Source organism: Nannocystis bainbridge, from assembly GCF_028368995.1.
GTDB lineage: Bacteria > Myxococcota_A > Polyangia > Nannocystales > Nannocystaceae > Nannocystis > Nannocystis bainbridge.
Map to the genome: position 1 here is coordinate 1,614,640 of NZ_JAQNDL010000003.1, position 17,919 is coordinate 1,632,558.

Annotated in this window: 14 protein-coding genes; 7 read left to right on the forward strand and 7 right to left on the reverse strand. The window is 72.0% G+C overall.

The genetic code is table 11. The annotated features are described in order from the left end of the window. Positions 1-3: 3 nt before the first annotated feature. The 4 genes from hxsB to POL25_RS31680 all read right to left on the reverse strand — a co-directional run bounded on the left by hxsB (position 4) and on the right by POL25_RS31680 (position 4,510). Positions 4-1,464, reverse strand: coding sequence for a His-Xaa-Ser system radical SAM maturase HxsB (gene hxsB / locus POL25_RS31665; RefSeq protein ID WP_272090009.1), 1,461 nt, complete (start codon positions 1,462-1,464; stop codon positions 4-6). Beyond that, complete coding sequence (gene hxsD / locus POL25_RS31670) at positions 1,464-1,775, reverse strand: His-Xaa-Ser system protein HxsD (protein WP_272090010.1); 312 nt, start codon at positions 1,773-1,775, stop codon at positions 1,464-1,466. The genes hxsB and hxsD overlap by 1 nt, the downstream gene beginning before the upstream one ends. Positions 1,776-2,055: 280 nt before the next feature. Further along, positions 2,056-3,642, reverse strand: a complete 1,587-nt coding sequence (locus tag POL25_RS31675) for a c-type cytochrome (protein ID WP_272090011.1) — start codon at positions 3,640-3,642, stop codon at positions 2,056-2,058. 289 nt (positions 3,643-3,931) lie between these two features. Then, positions 3,932-4,510: a TetR/AcrR family transcriptional regulator gene (locus POL25_RS31680; RefSeq protein WP_272090012.1), complete on the reverse strand. Its 579-nt coding sequence runs from the start codon at positions 4,508-4,510 to the stop codon at positions 3,932-3,934. Positions 4,511-5,120: 610 nt separating this feature from the next. Here POL25_RS31680 and POL25_RS31685 point away from each other — a divergent pair. The 3 genes from POL25_RS31685 to POL25_RS31695 all read left to right on the forward strand — a co-directional run bounded on the left by POL25_RS31685 (position 5,121) and on the right by POL25_RS31695 (position 7,767). Continuing rightward, positions 5,121-5,693, forward strand: a complete 573-nt coding sequence (locus POL25_RS31685) for a superoxide dismutase family protein (RefSeq protein WP_272090013.1) — start codon at positions 5,121-5,123, stop codon at positions 5,691-5,693. Between the two features lie 18 nt (positions 5,694-5,711). Further along, positions 5,712-6,182 (forward strand): hemerythrin domain-containing protein, encoded by a 471-nt coding sequence (locus POL25_RS31690; protein ID WP_272090014.1) that lies wholly within the window; start codon positions 5,712-5,714, stop codon positions 6,180-6,182. A gap of 79 nt (positions 6,183-6,261) precedes the next feature. Then, complete coding sequence (locus tag POL25_RS31695) at positions 6,262-7,767, forward strand: FAD-dependent oxidoreductase (protein WP_272090015.1); 1,506 nt, start codon at positions 6,262-6,264, stop codon at positions 7,765-7,767. Positions 7,768-7,822: 55 nt separating this feature from the next. Here POL25_RS31695 and POL25_RS31700 read toward each other — a convergent pair whose 3' ends face one another. Both POL25_RS31700 and POL25_RS31705 read right to left on the reverse strand, forming a co-directional pair. After that, complete coding sequence (locus tag POL25_RS31700) at positions 7,823-9,880, reverse strand: FUSC family protein (RefSeq protein ID WP_272090016.1); 2,058 nt, start codon at positions 9,878-9,880, stop codon at positions 7,823-7,825. 226 nt (positions 9,881-10,106) lie between these two features. Next, on the reverse strand, positions 10,107-10,673 hold the full coding sequence (locus POL25_RS31705; protein ID WP_272090017.1) for a prolyl hydroxylase family protein: 567 nt from the start codon (positions 10,671-10,673) through the stop codon (positions 10,107-10,109). A 231-nt stretch (positions 10,674-10,904) separates the two neighbouring features. On the opposite strand from POL25_RS31705, the gene POL25_RS31710 reads away from it, so the two are divergent. Together POL25_RS31710 and POL25_RS31715 are read left to right on the forward strand one after the other, a co-directional pair. Continuing rightward, a complete protein-coding gene (locus POL25_RS31710; RefSeq protein WP_272090018.1) occupies positions 10,905-12,725 on the forward strand; it encodes a TlpA family protein disulfide reductase in 1,821 nt (606 codons plus the stop codon). A 212-nt stretch (positions 12,726-12,937) separates the two neighbouring features. Next, positions 12,938-13,429, forward strand: coding sequence for a hypothetical protein (locus POL25_RS31715; protein WP_272090019.1), 492 nt, complete (start codon positions 12,938-12,940; stop codon positions 13,427-13,429). 24 nt (positions 13,430-13,453) lie between these two features. Here POL25_RS31715 and POL25_RS31720 read toward each other — a convergent pair whose 3' ends face one another. After that, the gene (locus POL25_RS31720; protein ID WP_272090020.1) at positions 13,454-14,254 is read right to left on the reverse strand and encodes a hypothetical protein; all 801 of its coding nucleotides are present in this window, start codon (positions 14,252-14,254) and stop codon (positions 13,454-13,456) included. 243 nt (positions 14,255-14,497) lie between these two features. Here POL25_RS31720 and POL25_RS44625 point away from each other — a divergent pair, with 243 nt between their 5' ends. Continuing rightward, positions 14,498-15,130: a cytochrome c3 family protein gene (locus POL25_RS44625; RefSeq protein ID WP_272090021.1), complete on the forward strand. Its 633-nt coding sequence runs from the start codon at positions 14,498-14,500 to the stop codon at positions 15,128-15,130. Further along, on the forward strand, positions 15,127-17,919 hold the full coding sequence (locus POL25_RS31730) for a 4Fe-4S dicluster domain-containing protein (RefSeq protein WP_272090022.1): 2,793 nt from the start codon (positions 15,127-15,129) through the stop codon (positions 17,917-17,919). Before POL25_RS44625 ends, POL25_RS31730 begins: the two co-directional genes overlap by 4 nt.

A 17,919-nucleotide genomic window follows, 5' to 3' on the forward strand; every position in this document is an offset into this window, starting at 1 on the left:
GGTTCAGATCCAGCTCTGCAGGACTCGGCGGGCGGACGCGTCGTCCTCCATGAGGGCGATCAGGTGGCGGAGCACGGCCATCTGCTTTTTACAGAAGGACGAGAACGCCTTGTGGCCGATCACGTCTCCCTGCGTCGCCTTGTGAAAGACGGGGTCAGACCCGCAGTAGGGCATGAAGGCACAGTCGCTGCACATCGGCAGGCCCTCGAGCATCGAATCCTTCAACAGGTCGACGAGGGTATCGCTCGTCATGACCTCCTCGAAGGAGTCCTCGTCGAGATGCCCGAGTCTGAAGGTGTGATCGCCCATCTCCGCGAGCATTCTCCCCTCGTCGGAGGCATAGATCGCCCCATCATAGTTGTAGATGATGCCCGCGATCCCGAGCCCCGCCGGCGATTGCAAGTCGACGTAGCCGTTGCCGACAGGCGCGAACATCTTCTGCAGCAGGATGGCCGCGAATTCCTCGCGCATGGGATAGCCGCTGAGGTTGAGGTCGATGATATGCCGGAGCCCTTCGACGTAGAACTTCACCCAGTCGTCCACGTCGTAGCGGCGGACCAGACTCGTGCGCACCGCGAAACCGTAAGGGCTCAGGCTGCGCAGGAATATCGAGTGAAAGCCCTGCTTGACGTACTCGTCGACGATCTCCCGCACCCGCGGCAGGCTCCCGGGCGAGGTCGTCATCAGGGCTGCTACCGCGTCAGGCCCGAGCGCTTCTCGGATGCGCTGGATCCCGTCGACCGCGGCGCGGTAGCTGCTACCTCGCGGCAAAGCCCGGCGCTCGTCGTGCAGATCCGCGGGACCGTCGAGGGACGTCGAGAAGTAGATCCGGTGCCCCTTGCAGAAATCCAGGATCTCGTCGTTCAAGCGGGTCAGGTTCGAGGCGATGACGAACACGAGGTCGCGTCCGTGCTCCCGATTGAGGGACTCGGCCCGAAGTACGACGTGGCGGATCAAGTCGAAGTTGAGCAGGGGCTCTCCGCCTTGAAACTCGATCTTGATCGCGGGCGAGGGGCTGCGGAACACGAACTCGACTGCCCGGTCGGCGTGAGCCTGGCTCATGTCGAAGCGGCTCTTCTCCTCCATCTGGCGCGAGACCTGGCAGTAGCTGCAGGTGTGGTCGCAGCGCAGCGTGACCACGAACATGTGCAGCGCCGTGAAGTCGGCGATCCGATCCGCCCGGCTTCGGTACTTGAGCGCGAGCAGATCGAGCGCGACCCTGGATTCGCCGTCGAACAGGAAGTGTCGGCTCTTGAGGTCGGCGTACAGCGGTGTGCCCGGCTGCAGTTCGTGCCGGAGCAGCGCCTGCAGCGCGGGCCGCTCCAGGACGACGTACTCCCCCACGTCGTTGGTGATCACGTAACGCCTGTCGTCGAGCCGAGAAAATCTGGCCGGCAGCAGCCGATAGGGGCCGCTCGGCGCGAAGGCGGAACGATCGCGGAAAGTGTCGGCGAGCTGGTTCATCAGCGCTGCAGCAGGTCGGTGCGCGAGAACGCGTGCGCCAGGATCAGGGACCGCAACGCGTCCGTCTCCTCGTGAAGCTGAGCGCGAAGCTCCTCGTCGAGCAACTCTTGGTAGAAGACTCGGACGGCCTCCGCAGCGGCGGTATCGCTCGTCCGCGGCGGAAACGTGAAGCGCAGGATCGGCTCGTCCGAGTCCGATGGTTCGAGGCGGACCGTGCACCGCTCCGCTACCCGATAGGCGGCCTTCTTGATCGCCGCTGGCCTGTATGTCTGTACGTCGATCCTCGTGTCGAACCTGTCATCGGCCGTCATGCCCGCTCCCAATACATGCGTCCCGCGACGCACTGGCTATGGCCCGAGGATAGAGGTTTCTTCGCCGATCTTCCAGCGCGCGCCAGGCGAGCATAGGTGGCACACAAACGCTGTTATCGAAGACAGTGGAAGTACGCTTCTCGGGTCGGATGAGCGTCAGCCTCGCCGGCTGGGTCTTCATCTGCGGAGATGATGCGGGTGGACACGTATGACACTTCCACCCGCCGGCTCGCGCATGGGCTCCCGCCTCGTGAGGCGCGAGCCCGCCGCTGCTGCCGTCTCACAGCGTCTTCAGGTACTCGATCACCGCCCGTCGCTCCTGCGCATCGAGGTGGTCACCGAACGGGTGCCCCGTGTTCCAGTGGCCCGTGATGGTCGTATCGTACACGTGCTTGCGTTCGTCGGCCGGCGCCCCGTCCTGGCCGTACGGCAGCTCGACCCATGGCCAGCCGACCGCCTCGGGGTCGTAGTTCGTGCTGTCGTAGTCTTCGCGGCGCCACCATTTCGGCCGGGCCTTGCTGTTCAGCACCAGCTCGATCGTCGGCACCGACGCATTGTGAAGGTACGGCGCGCTCGCCCAGATGCCGTCGAGCGGCGGCGCCACGTAGCCGACGAACGGGTCGCCGGTGGTGAGCTGGCCGACGTCGCCGTACCACGATGAATTGAACCAATCGGCGAACGGGCGCGCGTCGGCCTCGAAGGCCAGCAGCGGGTCGGTGCCGATCGTCGCCAGCGGCAGCAACATGTTCGGGTACGTCTCGAGCGCTGGATCGTCCGAATACGTGCCGTGGCAGCACGAGCAGTCGCGCACGAAGATCTCCTGGCCCTGGGCGGCCAGCTCCGCGTCGATCGCAAACGGGTACTTCGGCGCCTCGACCGACTCGATGAACGCGCGGATGTTGTTGAAGTAGGAGAAGATGCCCTCCGCCTCCTCGACCGAATCGGTGCACAGGGCGCTGGCGTAGATCATCGTCGCCCGGTGGTCGCCGCGCGACATCCCGTTCCAGAACAGCCCGTGCTTCTTCTTGGTGTGCCACCACGGCGGCGTGTCGACCGGCAAGATGACCTCGGGCACCACCGTGTTCGGCTCGTCGAGCCACTCGAGCGTGTTGGCGTCATGGCGCGTCGAGAGCACCGCCGCCAGCGAGTCCGCCGGGTTGGTGCCGACCACCAGCATGCGCGTGTAGTCGCCGACGGCCTGGTAGCGCTGGGCCATGCGCGTCAGCTCCTCGAGCCCCGGGATCGGGATGCCGGGGATCGGGATCTCGGCCAGAAATCCGCCGATCTGCTCGGTGTAATCGGCGTCGGCCTTGCCGAGGCCGATGACCAGCTCGCCGTTGAATTTGCCGGCGTGACACTCGAGGCAATTGAGCGAGACGATCTCGGCGCCGCTGCTCTTCGAGGTGTGCACGGTCCAGTTGTAGGGCACCTGGGCGTTCTTGCCGGTGCGGCCGGGGAGCGACTCGCCCTCGCCGAACGACCCGAGGAGCGGGGCGGCCAGCGGAAACAAAACGAAGGGGATCCCGCACGAGACGTAGCCCTCGTTGAGGAGGGCGTGATAGCCCGCGGCGGCGTCGCCCTGGACCTGCTCGCTGCCGGGGATCGGGTAGCCCATAGCGCAGGCGGCCGGCGGCGGGTCGTCGCCGTCGGTGGTCGCCTCGCCGTGCGACGAGCCGGTCGTCGGCGGGTCGACCCCCGAATCACTGGCCTCGGTCGGGCCCGGGCCGGCGGTGTCCGCCGTCGTGCTCGCGCTGCCACCATTCGTGCCGTCGCTGCCGTCGCCGTCGCTGCCCTGGGCCGGCGGGTCGCCGTCGCCGCAGGCGGCCAGGGCCAGACATGTCGCTGCAATCCACGTTCTCTGCGTCATCGATGCCATCGCGTACTCCTCCTCCTGGACCGTCGCGCCGCCGCTCGCAGCGACGGCGGGCCCACCCGCTCGCCGGCGCTCCGCTGCGTACCTCGGTCCGGACCTCTGCGCCCCCGCGCCACGTCGCGCTCCCACGCCGCCACGGCGGGCGCCGGGCGCACGGGCCCGATTGCATGGAGCTGACGAGAACACTGTACATGGGCGGACTATCGTCATTCCGGCGCGCCGGAATGGGCATTGGGGGGCTCATGCCCCGAGCGCGTCGCCCGGGCGGGCGACGCCGCGAATGTCAGGCCTGGGCGGCTCGCAGGGCGCGGGAGATGTGCGCCCGCATCAGCGCGTGCAGCTCCTTGACGGGGATGTCGGGGTTGACGAGCCAGCGGTAGAGGAGGCCGTCGACGACGCTGGCGAACAGCTCGGCAGCGAGCCCCGGCGCGACGCCGGCCGCGATCTCGCCGTGGGCCTGGCCCTCCTCGATCCACCGGGTGAGGGCGCGGACGTGGGCCTTGTTCAGCTTGGCGACGTTGGCCCGGTATTCGGCGCTCGGATCGATGCTGGCGTAGCGCAGCAGGTACATCGCCCGCAGCCCCTGCGGCTCGTCGACGATGAATTTGTAGAGCGCGTCGGTGACCCGCTGCAGCGCAGCGACGCCGGTGGCGCGACCGACCACCCCCTGCACCCGTCGCAGCCACTCGGCGGCGATGCTGTCGTGCACGTGGGCCAGGAGCCCCGCCTTCGAGCCGAAGCGATGCGTGACCAGCCCGCGCGAATAACCCGAGCGCTCGCCGATGCCGGCGAGCGTGGTGCCGGCGATGCCTCGCTCCACCAGCAGGCTCACGGCGGCCTCCGTCATCAATTGCTCGGACATCGCAGTGCGCTCCTCCTGGGTCCGCCGTCTTGCCTCGGAAATCATCGAGCGTTTTTTCTCTTGTCAAAGGCGGGACTTGTCAAAGCCTTCGTCGCTCATCTCACCTTACTTGCTGGCGACTAGCAAGTTATAAAACAGCGCGCTCCGCGTCAAGTCCCCGGCGCCGGGCTCCTGCGGGGCTTTCGGGGTGCGACAGGGTGGGCCTGCCCATTCCCCTGGTGCCCGGCGCGGACAGGACGGCGAACGCAGGCGAGCGCGCGTCCGCGCGGGCGGCCCGGGGCGACGTTTGCGGCGAGTGATGCGATTTACGGCGCAAGTTCCACGGCTGAGTCCGTCGCCGAATCACCGGTCATGGCGGCGGCGGGCCCGCCTCGACGCGAGTTGCGCAACGGCGGACCGTGGCGGCCGAATTGCGGCACTCCGGAGATCCGCGACTTCACCTCCGGCCCGCGCGATTCGCCCGCAAGCGCCGCCGCGGTGCTTCGGGTCGGTGGCGCGGGGCGAGCCGCGGGCGGGCGCGTGATCATAGTTGCCGGCGTCACCCGTCGCTGTCGCCCGTCCGGGCTCGACGGTGTTTCGATTCCCTCTTCGACCCGGCCTCAGGTGAATCATGTCACGAGACTTCGCCACAGCCTCGCTCGTATCCCTCCTCTCGCTCGTCCTCGCCGGCCCGACCGGCTGCAACGCCTCGAAGTCCGACGAGGTCGTGGCCGTCGCCGAGCTCGCCCCGCTCGGCGCCAGCGCCGTCGGCGGGACCGTCACCTTCACCGCGAAGAACGGCAAGATCCACGTCGAGGCGCGCATCGACGGCCTCCAGACCGGCGACCACGGGTTTCATATCCACGAGTTCGGCGACTGCTCGGCGCCCGACGGCAAGTCGGCGGGCGAGCACTTCAACCCCGATAGCAGCGATCACGGCGCGCCCAAGGCCCCGAAGCACCACGCCGGCGACCTCGGCAACCTGGCCGGCGCGGGCAGCGGCAAGCAGACCACGCTCGACATGAACCTCGAAGGCTTCACCCTCGACACCGGCGCGCGGGGCATCCTCGGCCGCTCGGTGGTGGTCCACGCGGCGCCCGACGATTACACCTCACAGCCGGCCGGCAACTCGGGGGCGCGCATCGCCTGTGGCGTCATTCGCCCGCGCGGCGGCGACACCCAGCCGGTCACCGCGGCCAAATAGCGGCAGCAGGAGGGCCCCATGCAAAGCCCCGAGATCTACGAGCTGCTCGCGCGCGAGCACGAGGAGATCGTCGAATTGCTGCACCACCTCGCGCCGGCCCGCGGCCGCATCGCCGCTGACCTCTTGATGCGCATCCGCCTCAAGCTGGTGCCGCACGCCCGCGCCGAGGAGGCGGTGCTCTACCGGCGCCTGGCCGAGGACCCACGCACCGCCGCGCAGGCCCGAGACAGCGCCGGCGAGCACGGCCAGGTCGACGCGCTGCTCGACGAGATGGCCGCCATGGTCCCGCGCGGCGACGCCTGGGCCGCCCGCGCCCGCGTGCTCGCCGACCTGGTCGGCCGTCACGTCGAGGACGAGCAGCGCCAGCTGTTCCCGCTGGCGCGCCGCGTGCTCGACCCGCAGGAGGCTCAGCGGCTCGGCGCCGCCTTCGAGACCGAGCGCGACCGCGTATGGGCGTCCATCCTCGGCGAGCAGCGCGGCGCCGCGTGACGCGACGAATGGCGCTTGACCATCGCGCGCATCCGGCAACATTCCGGGCATGACGCGCGAACAATCCATGGAAGGTACGATGTCTTCGTGGCAGGCCACCTGCGACCTGCCGAGCTTCGCCCCGCTCACGCAAGACATCGAGGCCGACGTGTGCATCGTCGGCGCCGGCATCGTCGGGCTGACGGCCGCGCTGCGGCTGGTCCGCGCCGGCCGTCGCGTCGTCGTCCTCGACAGCCAGCAGCCGGGCCGCGGCAACACCGGGCGGACCACGGCGCACCTGGCGAGCGCGCTCGACGACCGCTTCAGCGAGCTCGCCCGCGTGCACGGACTCGACGCCGCGCGCATGGCGTGGGAGAGCCACGCGACGGCCATCGATCTCATCGCGGCGATCGCCAACGACGAGGCGATCGACTGCGAGTTCGCCCGCCGCGACGGCTACCTGTGGCTCGCGCCCGAGCACGACTCCGACATCCTCCGCCGCGAGCTCGAGACGGTCCACGCGTTCGGCTGGCGCGACGTGGAGGCGCTCGACGAGGCCCCGGTGTTCGGCGGCCCGTGCCTGCGCTTCCCCGGCCAGGCCCAGTTCCACCCGCTCAAGTACCTCGCCGGCCTGTGCGCCGCGCTGGTGCGCAGCGGCGTCGCTATCTTCGGCAACACCCGCGTCGAGGGCGTCGCCGGCGGCGAGGAGGTCGTCGTCACCACCGCGCAGGGCCACCGCGTGCGCAGCGGCGCCGCCATCGTCGCCACCTGCTCGCCGATCTGCGACCTGTTCGCGATCCACAGCAAGCAGGCGTCCTACACCACCTATGCGATCGGCCTCGAGATCGCCGCCGGCATCGTCCCGCCCGGGCTCTACTGGGACACCGCGGACCCCTATCATTACATCCGCCTCCAGCCCGGCGCGGACGGCCGCGACATCCTGATCGTCGGCGGCGAAGATCACAAGACCGGCCAGGCCGACGACGGCGAGCGCCGCTTCGACGCGCTCGAGGCGTGGACCCGCGCCCGCGTGCCGGCGGTGCAGCAGCGGCGGTACCAGTGGTCGGGCCAGGTGTTCGAGACGCTCGACGGCCTGGCCCACATCGGCCCCGATCCGGGCGGCGCCGCCAACGTCTACATCGCCACCGGCGACTCCGGCATGGGCATGACGCACGGGACGATCGCCGCGATGATGCTGTCTGCCCGGATCTGCGGCGAGGCCAGCGAATGGCAGCAGCTCTACGCCCCCGGCCGGCACCCGCTGCGGGCCGCCGGCGAGTTCCTGCGCGAGAACGCCAACGTCGCCGCGCAGTACGCCGATTGGCTGCGCCCCGGCGAGGTCTCGTCGGTCGCCGAGGTCGCCCCCGGCGCGGGCGCGATCCTCCGCTCGGGCCTGTCGCGCATCGCCGTGTACCGCGAGGACACCGGCGAGCTGCACGCCTGCAACGCCGCCTGCCCCCACCTGCTCGGCTCGGTGGCGTGGAATCACCTCGAGAAGACCTGGGATTGCCCGTGTCACGGCTCACGCTTCGATCGCCGCGGAGAGGTGATCGCCGGCCCGGCCCACACCGGCCTGCGCGTGGTCGACCCGCGCACGCTGCGGTGATTGAGAGCATTCGCGGCACCCGTCGCCGCGCCCCGCGATTCATGGCACCGCTCGTTCAGCGCGGCGGGGCCACGGCGGGGCGCGGCTCGTGGGCCTTCGTCCGCGGCGCTCGCGTCTCGCGGGCCACCCGGGCGAACTTCGACATCGCGTGGTCGAGGCGGGCCAGCCCGCGCAGGGCCGGGTCCGACGCATCGGCGGACCCCATGGCTCGCGGCGCGGCCGGGGGCCGACCGGCGGCCAGGTCGTCGGCGAGGCCGCGGGCGCGGTCCGCCAGGCGCAGCGCGACCGCGTGCGCGCGGGCGATCGCCACCTCGTCGAGCGCGCGTGGGTCGAACAGCAGCAGCGGCCGCGCGTGGAAGCACACCGTCGCGAACGCGAAGAACAGCCGGCTCGTCTCGCGGCCGGCCCGCAGCGACACCGCCCCGGCGGCGTTCTGCACCTCCGTCCGCACGTCTCGCAGCTTGCGGTCGAGCGCGCGGGCGGCCGCGCGCCGGCTCGCGCGCTCGGGCCCCGGCAATGTGTAGACCACCGCCAGGTCGTCGGCGAGCAGGCCCAGCGCTTCGACCATGAGGGCGCGGATCGTCGCGCGCGTCGACACCGGGAACACCAGCATCGCCACCGCCGCGCCGACGCTGGCCCCGACCAGCGTCTCGATCACCCGCAGATACAGCAGCTCGTCGGAGAACAGCCCGAGCAGGCTGTAGAGCACCGCGATCAGCGTCGTCAGGGCCGCCACCATCCATGTGTAGGCGAACTGCAGCGTGTAATAGGCGACGAACATGCACACGAACAGGACCCCCAGCTCGAGCCCGACCATGCCCTGGATCGCGTGCGCCACCAGCAGGCCGACGATCACCCCGACGATCGTGCCGATCGCCCGCTGCCACGCGCGCACCAGCACCGCGCCGCGGGTGTTGGCGCGGCTGAACACCATGAACGCCGCCATCACCGCCCAGTAAGCCCGCTCGCTGGCGATCGCGTGCCCGGCCGCCAGCGCCAGCCCGGCCGCCAGAGTCGCCTGCGCCGCCTGTCTCAAAGACCAGGTCCACGTCGGCCTCGGCGTCGGCGCGGCCGGCCCGGGCTCGTCGCTCCCGCGCGGGCTCGGCACGCGCGCGTCGAGCTGCAGCGCCGCCAGCAGCGAGCGCAGCGCCTTCTCGAGCTCGCAGCTCGCGCGCGTCGCCCTCGTCAGCGCCGCGATCGCCTGGCCCGCCGCCGCCGGGTCGCCCGCGTGCACCGCCGCGCGCGCGGCCATCAACGCCGCCGCTGCGGCCTCGCGCGCCGGCGGTCCGAGCACGGTCGCCGCCACCGCCGCCGCCGCGACCTCCTGCAGCCCGAGCTCGAGCGCGAACACCTGCTCGCGCAGCGCCGCCGACGTCGGGCTCGCCGGATCGACGCGATCGATCTGCTCGTCGATCGCCAGCGCCGACTCGTTGATCGCCCCCAGCGTGCGCCGCAGCGCCCGGATCGCCCGCGGCCCCTCGCGGCCCTCGGCGACGATCGCCGCCAGCTGCCGCAGCGCCACCGCGATCGTGCGCCGCAGCGCCGCCAGGCGCAGCCGCAGCCGCGTCTCCGGCCGCTCGCGCACCACCCAGAAGCGCGCCGCGTAGCCCAGCGCCGCGGCGATGCCGACGCTCGTGAGCATCAGCGGCAGGCGGCTCGGCGCGGCGCGGAAGAACAGGGCGAAGAAGTAGGCGAGGAATGCGATCATCCCGAGCGCCAGCCCGCGCGGGCCGAACCGCCGCACCAGCACCGCGACGAACGCGATCGCCAGGAACAGCCCGTCGCGCAGCCACGCGTGGCCGTGGACCAGCGAGCCGAGCACCAGCGCCGCGCAGGCCACCGGCGCCACCAGGGCGGTCGTGATCCGCTGGGCCCGCGGGCTCGGATCGTTGACCACCGCCAATCCCATCACCGCCACGTTGATGCCGACCAGGGCGACGCTGGTCGGCTGGCCGAGCGCGCTCGCCAGCCAGTGCAGCAGCGCCGCCGCGGCGATCGCCGTCAAGGTCACGCGCGCGGCCTGCCGCAGGCGCACGAGCTCGGCGTCGGCGATGACCACGACGTCGGCGAGGTGGGCCGCATCGAACCCGCGCCCGGTGTCCGCCTGCGCCATGGCCGGGTCGATCTAGGGCCCGAGGCGCCCGTGCGCAACCCGGACCCGCGCGCCGGCCGCGACGCCGGACGCGGCCCCGCTGCCCGGCCGTGCCCCGCTGCCCGGCGCAGGTCGCGGCCGTGACGCCCGCTTCAAGGACATGTTCTCACGAACATGCCTCATCGAGCATGACCCAATGCACATGCCCGTTACGACATGCCCCGTAGAACATGTTCATTCGAACATCTCACTCGGCCGGTCGGTACAGCACGTCGGTGCGTAGCACGAACTTCTCGCCGCGCTTCACCTCGCAGGCGCGGTGCAGCACCCGGTGCTGGAACAGCAGCGCGCGGCCGGTCTGCGGCGTCACGACGGCGTCGAGCTCGACAAAATCGGTGGCCCCGCCCTCGAAGCCCTCGTTCAAATAAAACACCAGCGTCAGCAGGCTGCGCACCCCGTCGGCGAGCTCGACGATCGTGTCCCAGTGGGCCCCGTGGCGCTCGCCGGGCCCGTAGCGGTACAGCCGCAGCCGCGGGTTGGCGCCCGCCAGCACCTGCCCCGACAGCCGCGTCGGCACCTGCGCGCGCACCCGGTCGAGCAGCGCCTCCGCCTCGTCGGCGTCGTCCCACATCACCCGGGTGTTGTTGCGGGTCTCCGGCTCGACCACCGGCCCGCCGCCGGCCCCGACGATCGGCGCCACCTCGGCCTGGCCCGCGCGCATCCTCGCCACGTACCCCGCGCAATCGTCCGCCGAGAGCGCCCCGTCGACGGTCCAGTGCAGCGGGCAGGTGAGGTCGAGGAAGCCGGCGTACATCGCCGGGGATCGTAGCATCCTGGCCGCCCGCGCTACCGGCTCGATCGCGCTCCTCCGTGGCGACCGTGCCCGCGACGTCCGGCGCTTCTCCAGTGCCGCTTTGGCACCGCCAGGACGGCGCCCGCGTCACGATGGCCTGCCACCCGGTCGCGCCAACATGCGATCTCTTGCGGCTGGCCCCGGCCGTGCGCTGGCACGCCCTGTGCTCGGTCTTTCCGCATGGCCGGATCCATGAGTCTCGCATTCGCCACCAGTTGGGCCCGAGCCGGCATCGCTGCATGGGGGCTGGTGCTCGGAGGGTGCGGCGCGGCGGCCGACTTGTCGGTCGGCCCGACGCCGTCGACCGTCGCTGCACCGGTCAAGGAAGTCGGCGAGGCGCGGGCCGCTGTCACGGTCGGCGGACGCCTGCGCGCTCACGACGGCCGGCCGTTGCGGGCGGCCGAGTTCACGATTCAGCGCATGGGTTTCATCGAGCCGACCGCGAAGGGGACGCTGGCGGAGGACGGCAGCTTCCGCGTCGAGGTCGAGCCCGGCATCTACATGTTCAGCATCGCCGCGATCGATCACGCAGGATTCGCGCAGACGATCCTGGTCGAACGTGCTGTCGAGGTCCGCGGCAACCTCGGCACCTACAAGCGCGCCGACCCCGGCGACGCGCTGCTGCTGAGGACCGAGCTGCTCGCGGCCGACGGCAAACCGATCGCCACGGGCAACAAGACCGCCGTACGCGAGGCCGACGGCACCTACCGGCTCGATCTGTCGGACAAGCCGAAGCACGCCGTGAAGCTCCGCTATCAGCTCCGAGGCGGCAACGGGCGGACCTACAACGGCCCGCTCGCCGACACCTACGAGAGCGACGGCGGCGGCGACTACTGGTCGGTGGTCGCCCTCGCGGGTCGTGACGCGCTCGCGCTCGATCTCACCGCGCTGCCGCCCGCCGGAGAGGCAGCAGCGCTGACGTGGAGCGGTGAGCCGCCCGAGCTCCTCGCGCTGCGGGCGTACCGGGACCGCTGGCGTGTCCGTGAGGCACGGCTGCGCGACACCATGCTGCAAGAGGACGGCAAGATCCTCGCCCCGACCGAGAATGAGAAGGCGGCGATGGCCGCGCTCGCGGCCGAGGCCGACGCCGACGCCGACGCCGCCGAGTCCGCCGACGCACAGATGCTGCTGCGCCTCGCGCACCTCGAGCTGTTCACGGCGTACGACGACGACGCGGCCGCACGGACGCGCGCCGAGTGGCTCCTGGAGCGCGTCGTCCCGGATGATCCGCGCCTCGGACTGTTCAGGAACGTGAACTCCCTGCTCGGTCGCGTGCTCCAGTCCGCCGACGCGGCATTCTCGGCGCGCGTCGAGGCGTGGTTCGGCCGCATGCAGGCCAACCCGGACCCGAACACGGCGCTTCGTGCGATCTCCTTCCTCATCCACCGCGCCGACCAGCGGAATGACGACGCGCGGATCGCCGAGCTGTACGCCCTCGCTCGCGGCCCCCGCTTCTCCGGCATGCACGAGCCGAAGTCCCTCGCGCAGCGCTTCGACCCCGACCGCATCCTTCAGCGGGGCAAACCATTCCCCGAATTCGAGTTCCCGGCGCTCGCCGCAGACGGCCGTCCGGTCACGCGAGCCGGGCGCGAGGGTCGGCTCTACCTCGTCGAATTCTGGGCGACCTGGTGCGCCCCTTGCGTGAGCGAGATACCGGGCCTGCACGCCGCATACGCGCACGTGAACGGCGCCAGGCCTGGAAAGGGCAAGGATGGCATGCGCCGGCTCGGGCCGGTCGAGCGGCCGAAGATCGAGTTCGTGTTCGTCTCGCTCGACGAGAGCCCCGGCGATGTCGAAGCCTTCCGCGAGAAGCACTGGTCGATGCCGTGGACGCACGCATTCGTCGGACGCGGGCGCGAGAAGGAGGTCATGGAGCGCTTCGGATTCTCCGGCGTCCCCACCGCGGTCCTCGTCGACGGCAACGGCACGATCGTCGAGGTCGGCGGTGCGCTCCGGCGCGAGCGCCTGCTGCCCACCCTCGAGCGGGCGCTGGAGCGATCGTCGGCCCGCTGACGATCGTGTGCCCCTCACGGCCGAGCTCGACGCATGGCGAGCCCGACCGTGAATGCGAGCAGCGCGAACCGCGAGGTCGCCCCTGCCGAGCCCGCCGGGACCGCCCGCGCCGGCGCCCTGCGGACCCTCCGCGGGCACGACCTTCGCCTGCCCCGCCGATCGACTCCATACATTGTTGCACTCCCACGAAAGGCCGGCGCATGACCATGGGCATGAAGACGGTGATCGCGCTGTTCGACACGGCAGCCGACGCCAAGTACGCGGTCGACGCTCTGCTCCTCCGCAAGTACGACCACAGCGACATCAGCGTGGTCGCCAACGACCTCGCCACCCTTCACGAGGCCCCGCCGCACGCCGGGCAGATCGCCGCGGGCGCCCTCAGCACCGTCCTCGGTCTGGCCGCGTTCGGCGTCCCCTACGCCGGCCCCGTGCTGGCCGCCGGCCCGATCCTCGGCGCGCTCGGCAGCGTCGGCGCCGAGGACGTCGACAAGAGCGACTGGCTGGCCCCCGCGCTCGTCAAGATGGGCATCCCCCAGGGCGAGGCCAGCAAGTTCTCCGAGGCCTTCAACCGCGGCGGTGCGGTCGTCACCGTGCGCACGCGGGAGATCGACGCTCCCAACATCGCCAGCTTGCTGGCCGCCTGCGGCGCCGTCGACGTCGACGAGCGCGTGCGCCCCGAGACCCGCCGGCGCTCGACCGGCTGAGCCACTCCCGCGCGTCTGCGCGACTCAGGGCTGCGGCTCGCGGTGCGAGCGGTCGTACGGGAAGCGCTCGTCGTGCCGCTCGGCGCAGCGGACGAAGCAGCGGTGCCGCACCAGCTCGCGCCAGTCCGCGGGCGCCAGCCCGTCCTCGTCCGGCGGCCGCGAGGGGTCGGCGTCGACGTTGTAATGGAGCTCGCCGGCGATCGCATAATCGCGGCGGAGCGCCGTGCGCCACTGTGAATTGCTGCCCCAGCCTTGCGACAGATCGTGCACCGGGCGATTGTTGCGAGCATACGCCCAATACAGCGTCGACCCCTCCGCGATGTCTTTGACGAGATGCCGCCGCCCGGCCGCCACATGACAGCCGGCGCGGGCGAACAGCAGCGGCCCCAGCATGTGCCCCGGCCACGCCTCGGCCAGCACCCCCGGCGGCGCGTCCTCGTCGGCGGCCTGCGCGACCGTCACGACCTCGTGGAAGAACGGGTGAAACTCGGCCTGCGTCACCCGCTCGAACCCGAACGCCGCCATGAACTCGGCGTAGGCCGCCGCGGGCACCGAGAGCTGCCAGCCGGCGTCGTGGCCCGCCCGGCGGGTGAAGCCGAGGCGCAGCAGCTCGCAGATCCGCCCCATCGCATAGAGGCGCCAGCGGTCCTCGATCGCCATCGCCGGCACCGTCGTCGCCCGCACCGCCGCCAGCGCCGCGAACCACCGCCGCTCCTCCGCGTGCGCGCGGGCCCACGGCAGCACCACGTCCTCGGCCAGGCCCGATCCCTCGTAATCGAACATCGCCTGGTGAAGCTCGCGGTACGGCTCCTGATCGCGGTGCATCGCCGGCGAGCATACGCCCTCCGCCGCTCGCTCGCGCGGATCCTCGGCGCCGCGGCGGTTGCCCCGCGCCGATCTTCGCCGCGGTGACGTGGGTCATGCCATTCGCGGCCCGCGGTCCGCCGAACGCGGCGTCCCGGCCAGCCGCGTCCGCCGGGCCCGGGCGAACGCTTGCGGCGCCCGAATCCGCCGACATAGCCAGGGCTGCTCGCAATCGAGCGGGGCCGCCGCAGCGCCGGGACCATCGTGGCACAGCTCTTTCGTCCATCCGCGGACCGCCGCATCCGCCTGGTCCTGTGGGGCCTCCCGCTGGGCCTCGGCCTCGCGGGCGGCCTCGGCTACGCCCTCTCGCGCGCCGGCTGGACCACCGGCGTCGGCCGCTCGCCCGCCCAGCCGGTCCCGTTCAGCCATGACCACCACGTCGGCGGCCTCGGCCTCGACTGCCGCTATTGCCACGAGTCCGTCGAGATCGCCGCGTTCGCCGGCCTGCCCGCGACCGAGACCTGCATGCATTGCCACGCCCACCTGTTCGCCGACGCCCCCCTGCTCGCCGCCGTGCGTGACAGTTGGTCCGGCGAGCGACCGATCCGCTGGCGCCGCGTCCACGACCTGCCCGACTTCGTCTTCTTCGATCACAGCATTCACCTGCACGCCGGCGTCGGCTGCGAGACCTGCCACGGCCGCGTCGACCGCATGCCGCGGATCCACCCGGTCGCCGACCTCTCGATGCTGTGGTGCATCGATTGCCACCGAGATCCGGCCCCGCACCTGCGCCCGCCCGCCGACGTGTTCGTCATGGGCTGGCGGCCCGACCCCGCCGACCCGCCCGCCCCGGGCCACGTCGAGGCCCACGTCAGCTGCTCGGAGTGCCATCGATGAGCGACGAACTCGGCCGCCGCGCCTTCCTCGAGCGCATGGCCGCCGGCCTCGCCGCCGCCGGCCTCGGCGGTTGCCTGGGCCGCGATCCGCCCGAGCGCATCGTCCCCTACGCGCGCCAGCCCGAGTACGTCGTGCCCGGCGTCCCGCTGTTCTTCGCCTCGGCCTTCGTGCGCGACGCCTACGCCCACGGCGTGCTCGTCGAGACCCATGAAGGTCGCCCGACCAAGATCGAGGGCCACCCCGAGCACCGCGCCAGCCTCGGCGCGACCTGTCCTTTCGGCCAGGCCATGGTCCGCGAGCTGTACGACCCGCGGCGCTCGACCGGCGTGCGCCGCGGGCCCGAGCCGAGCAGCTGGCCCGCGTTCCTGCGCGCCGCCCGACCGCAGCTCGGCCCCGGCCGGCGCCTCGGCGTGCTCACCGGCCCCACCACCTCGCGCATGCTCGCGGACGGCCTCGCCCGGCTCGCCGCGCGCAGCCCCGGCCTCCGGTGGTTCGCATGGAGCCCGGTCGGCCGCGACAACCTCCACGCCGGCCTGCAGCGGCTGCTCGGCGCCCCGCTCGCCTGTCACGCCCGCCTCGATCGCGCCCGCGTGGTCCTCAGCCTCGACGACGACTTCCTGTTCCTCGACCCCGGCCGCCTGCGCCACGCTCGCGCGCTCGCGCAGCGGCGCCGGGCCGAGCTCGCCTCCGCCGAGGCCCTGCGGCTGTACGCGCTCGAGAGCTTCCCCGGCCTCACCGGCGCCGCCGCCGATCACCGCCGCGCCGCCCGCGTCCACGACGTGCCCGGCCTCGCCCGCGACGTCCTGCGCGGCGTGCTCGGCGATCCCGTCGACGACCCGTGGCTCGCCGCTGCGCTCGCCGACCTCAAGATCGCCGGCGAGACCGGCCTCGTGCTCGCCGGCCCGCACCAGCCGCCGCAGGTCCACGCCATGGTCCACGCCACCAACCATGTGCTCGGCGCCGCCGGTCGCACGGTCGTCTACGGCCAGCGGCTCGAGCGGCAGCCCTTCGGCCCCGCGCACTCGCTCGCCGCGCTCGTCACCGCCATCGCCCGGCGCGAGCTCGACGCCCTGCTCATCCTCGACGAAAACCCCGTGTACACCGCCCCGGCCGCGCTCGGGTTCGCCGACGCTCTCGCCGAGGTCCCCTTCACCGCCCACCTCGGCCTCTACTGCGACGAGACCGGCGAGCGCTGTCACTGGCACCTCCCGCTCGCCCACCCGCTCGAGGCCTGGGGCGACGCCGCCAGCGACGAGGGCGAGGTCACCCTGTCGCAGCCGACCATCCGCCCGCTCTACGACGGCCTCACCGCGCCCGAGCTGCTGGCCGCGCTCGCCGACGACCCCGCGCGCGGGCGCGACCTGCTCGAAAGGACCTATCAAGACACCGTCCCGGCCGCCGCCGACCGCGAATCGTGGTGGCGCGCCGCCATCCACGACGGCCGCCTGCCCGCGCCCGCAACCCCCGTCACCACCGCGGTCGCAAGCGACGTCCTCACCACATTTCTCTCGGAACATGTCCCATCGGACATATCTTCCCCCGACCTCGTGCTCGCCTTCCGCCCCGACCCTGCCGCCTGGGACGGCCGGTTCTCGCTCGACCCGTGGCTGCAGGAGCTGCCGCGGCCGATCACCCGGCTCATGTGGGGCAACGCCGCCTTCGTCGCCCCCGACACCGCCCGCGCCCTCGGACTCGTGCACGACGCCTGCGTGCGCCTGCGCGTCGGCGACCGCAGCGTCGACGCCCCCGTCCACGTGCTCGCTGGCCACCCGCCCGACCAGCTCACCGTCCACCTCGGCTACGGTCGTCGCGCCCCCGTCGCCGGCGTCGGCTTCGACGCCCAGCAGCTGCGCGGCAGCGACGACGCCTGGTCCGTCGCCGTGATCGCCGAGCCGCTCGCGCGCCCCGGCGGCCTCGTCGTCGACCGTCACCGCGGCGGCGAAGATCAGCCCGGCGACGCTCACGCCCGCTGGCTGCTGCGCGGCGAGCCCCACCCGCGCCTGCCCTCGCCCGCGCTGCGGCCCGAATCGTTGCACCCGACCCGGCCGTTCGCCGAGCACGCCTGGGCCATGACCATCGACCTCAACGCCTGCATCGGCTGCAACGCCTGCGTCATCGCCTGTCAGGCCGAGAACAACATCCCCAGCGTCGGCCCCGTCGAGTCCGCGCGCGACCGGGCCCTGCACTGGATCCGCATCGACACCTACGCCGACGACCGCGGCGACGGCCCGCGCTGGCGGTTCCAGCCGGTGCCCTGCATGCAATGCGAGCACGCCCCGTGCGAGGTCGTGTGCCCCACCGGCGCCACCCAGCACAGCCACGACGGGCTCAACGACATGACCTACAACCGCTGCTTCGGCACCCGCTATTGCGCCAACAACTGCCCGTACAAGGTCCGGCGCTTCAATTTCTTCGACTACCCCAAGCGCGACGAGGCCACCCTCCCGCTCCAGCGCAACCCCGACGTCACCGTGCGCACCCGCGGGGTCATGGAGAAGTGCACCTATTGCGTGCAGCGGATCCGCGGGGCCGAGATCGCCGCCCACCGCGAGGGCCGCAGCATGGCCGCCGGCGCCGTCGTCACCGCCTGTCAGGGCGCGTGCCCGGCCCGCGCCATCGAGTTCGGCGACCTCGCGCGGCCCGACGATCCGGTGCTCGCCCTGCGCCGGGACCCTCGCGCCTACGCCCTCCTGGCCGAGTTCGGCACCCGCCCGCGCACCACGTACCTCGCGCGCCTGATCGACCCCAACCCGGCCCTGCGCCCCGCGGCGCCGCCCGAGGAGGACTGA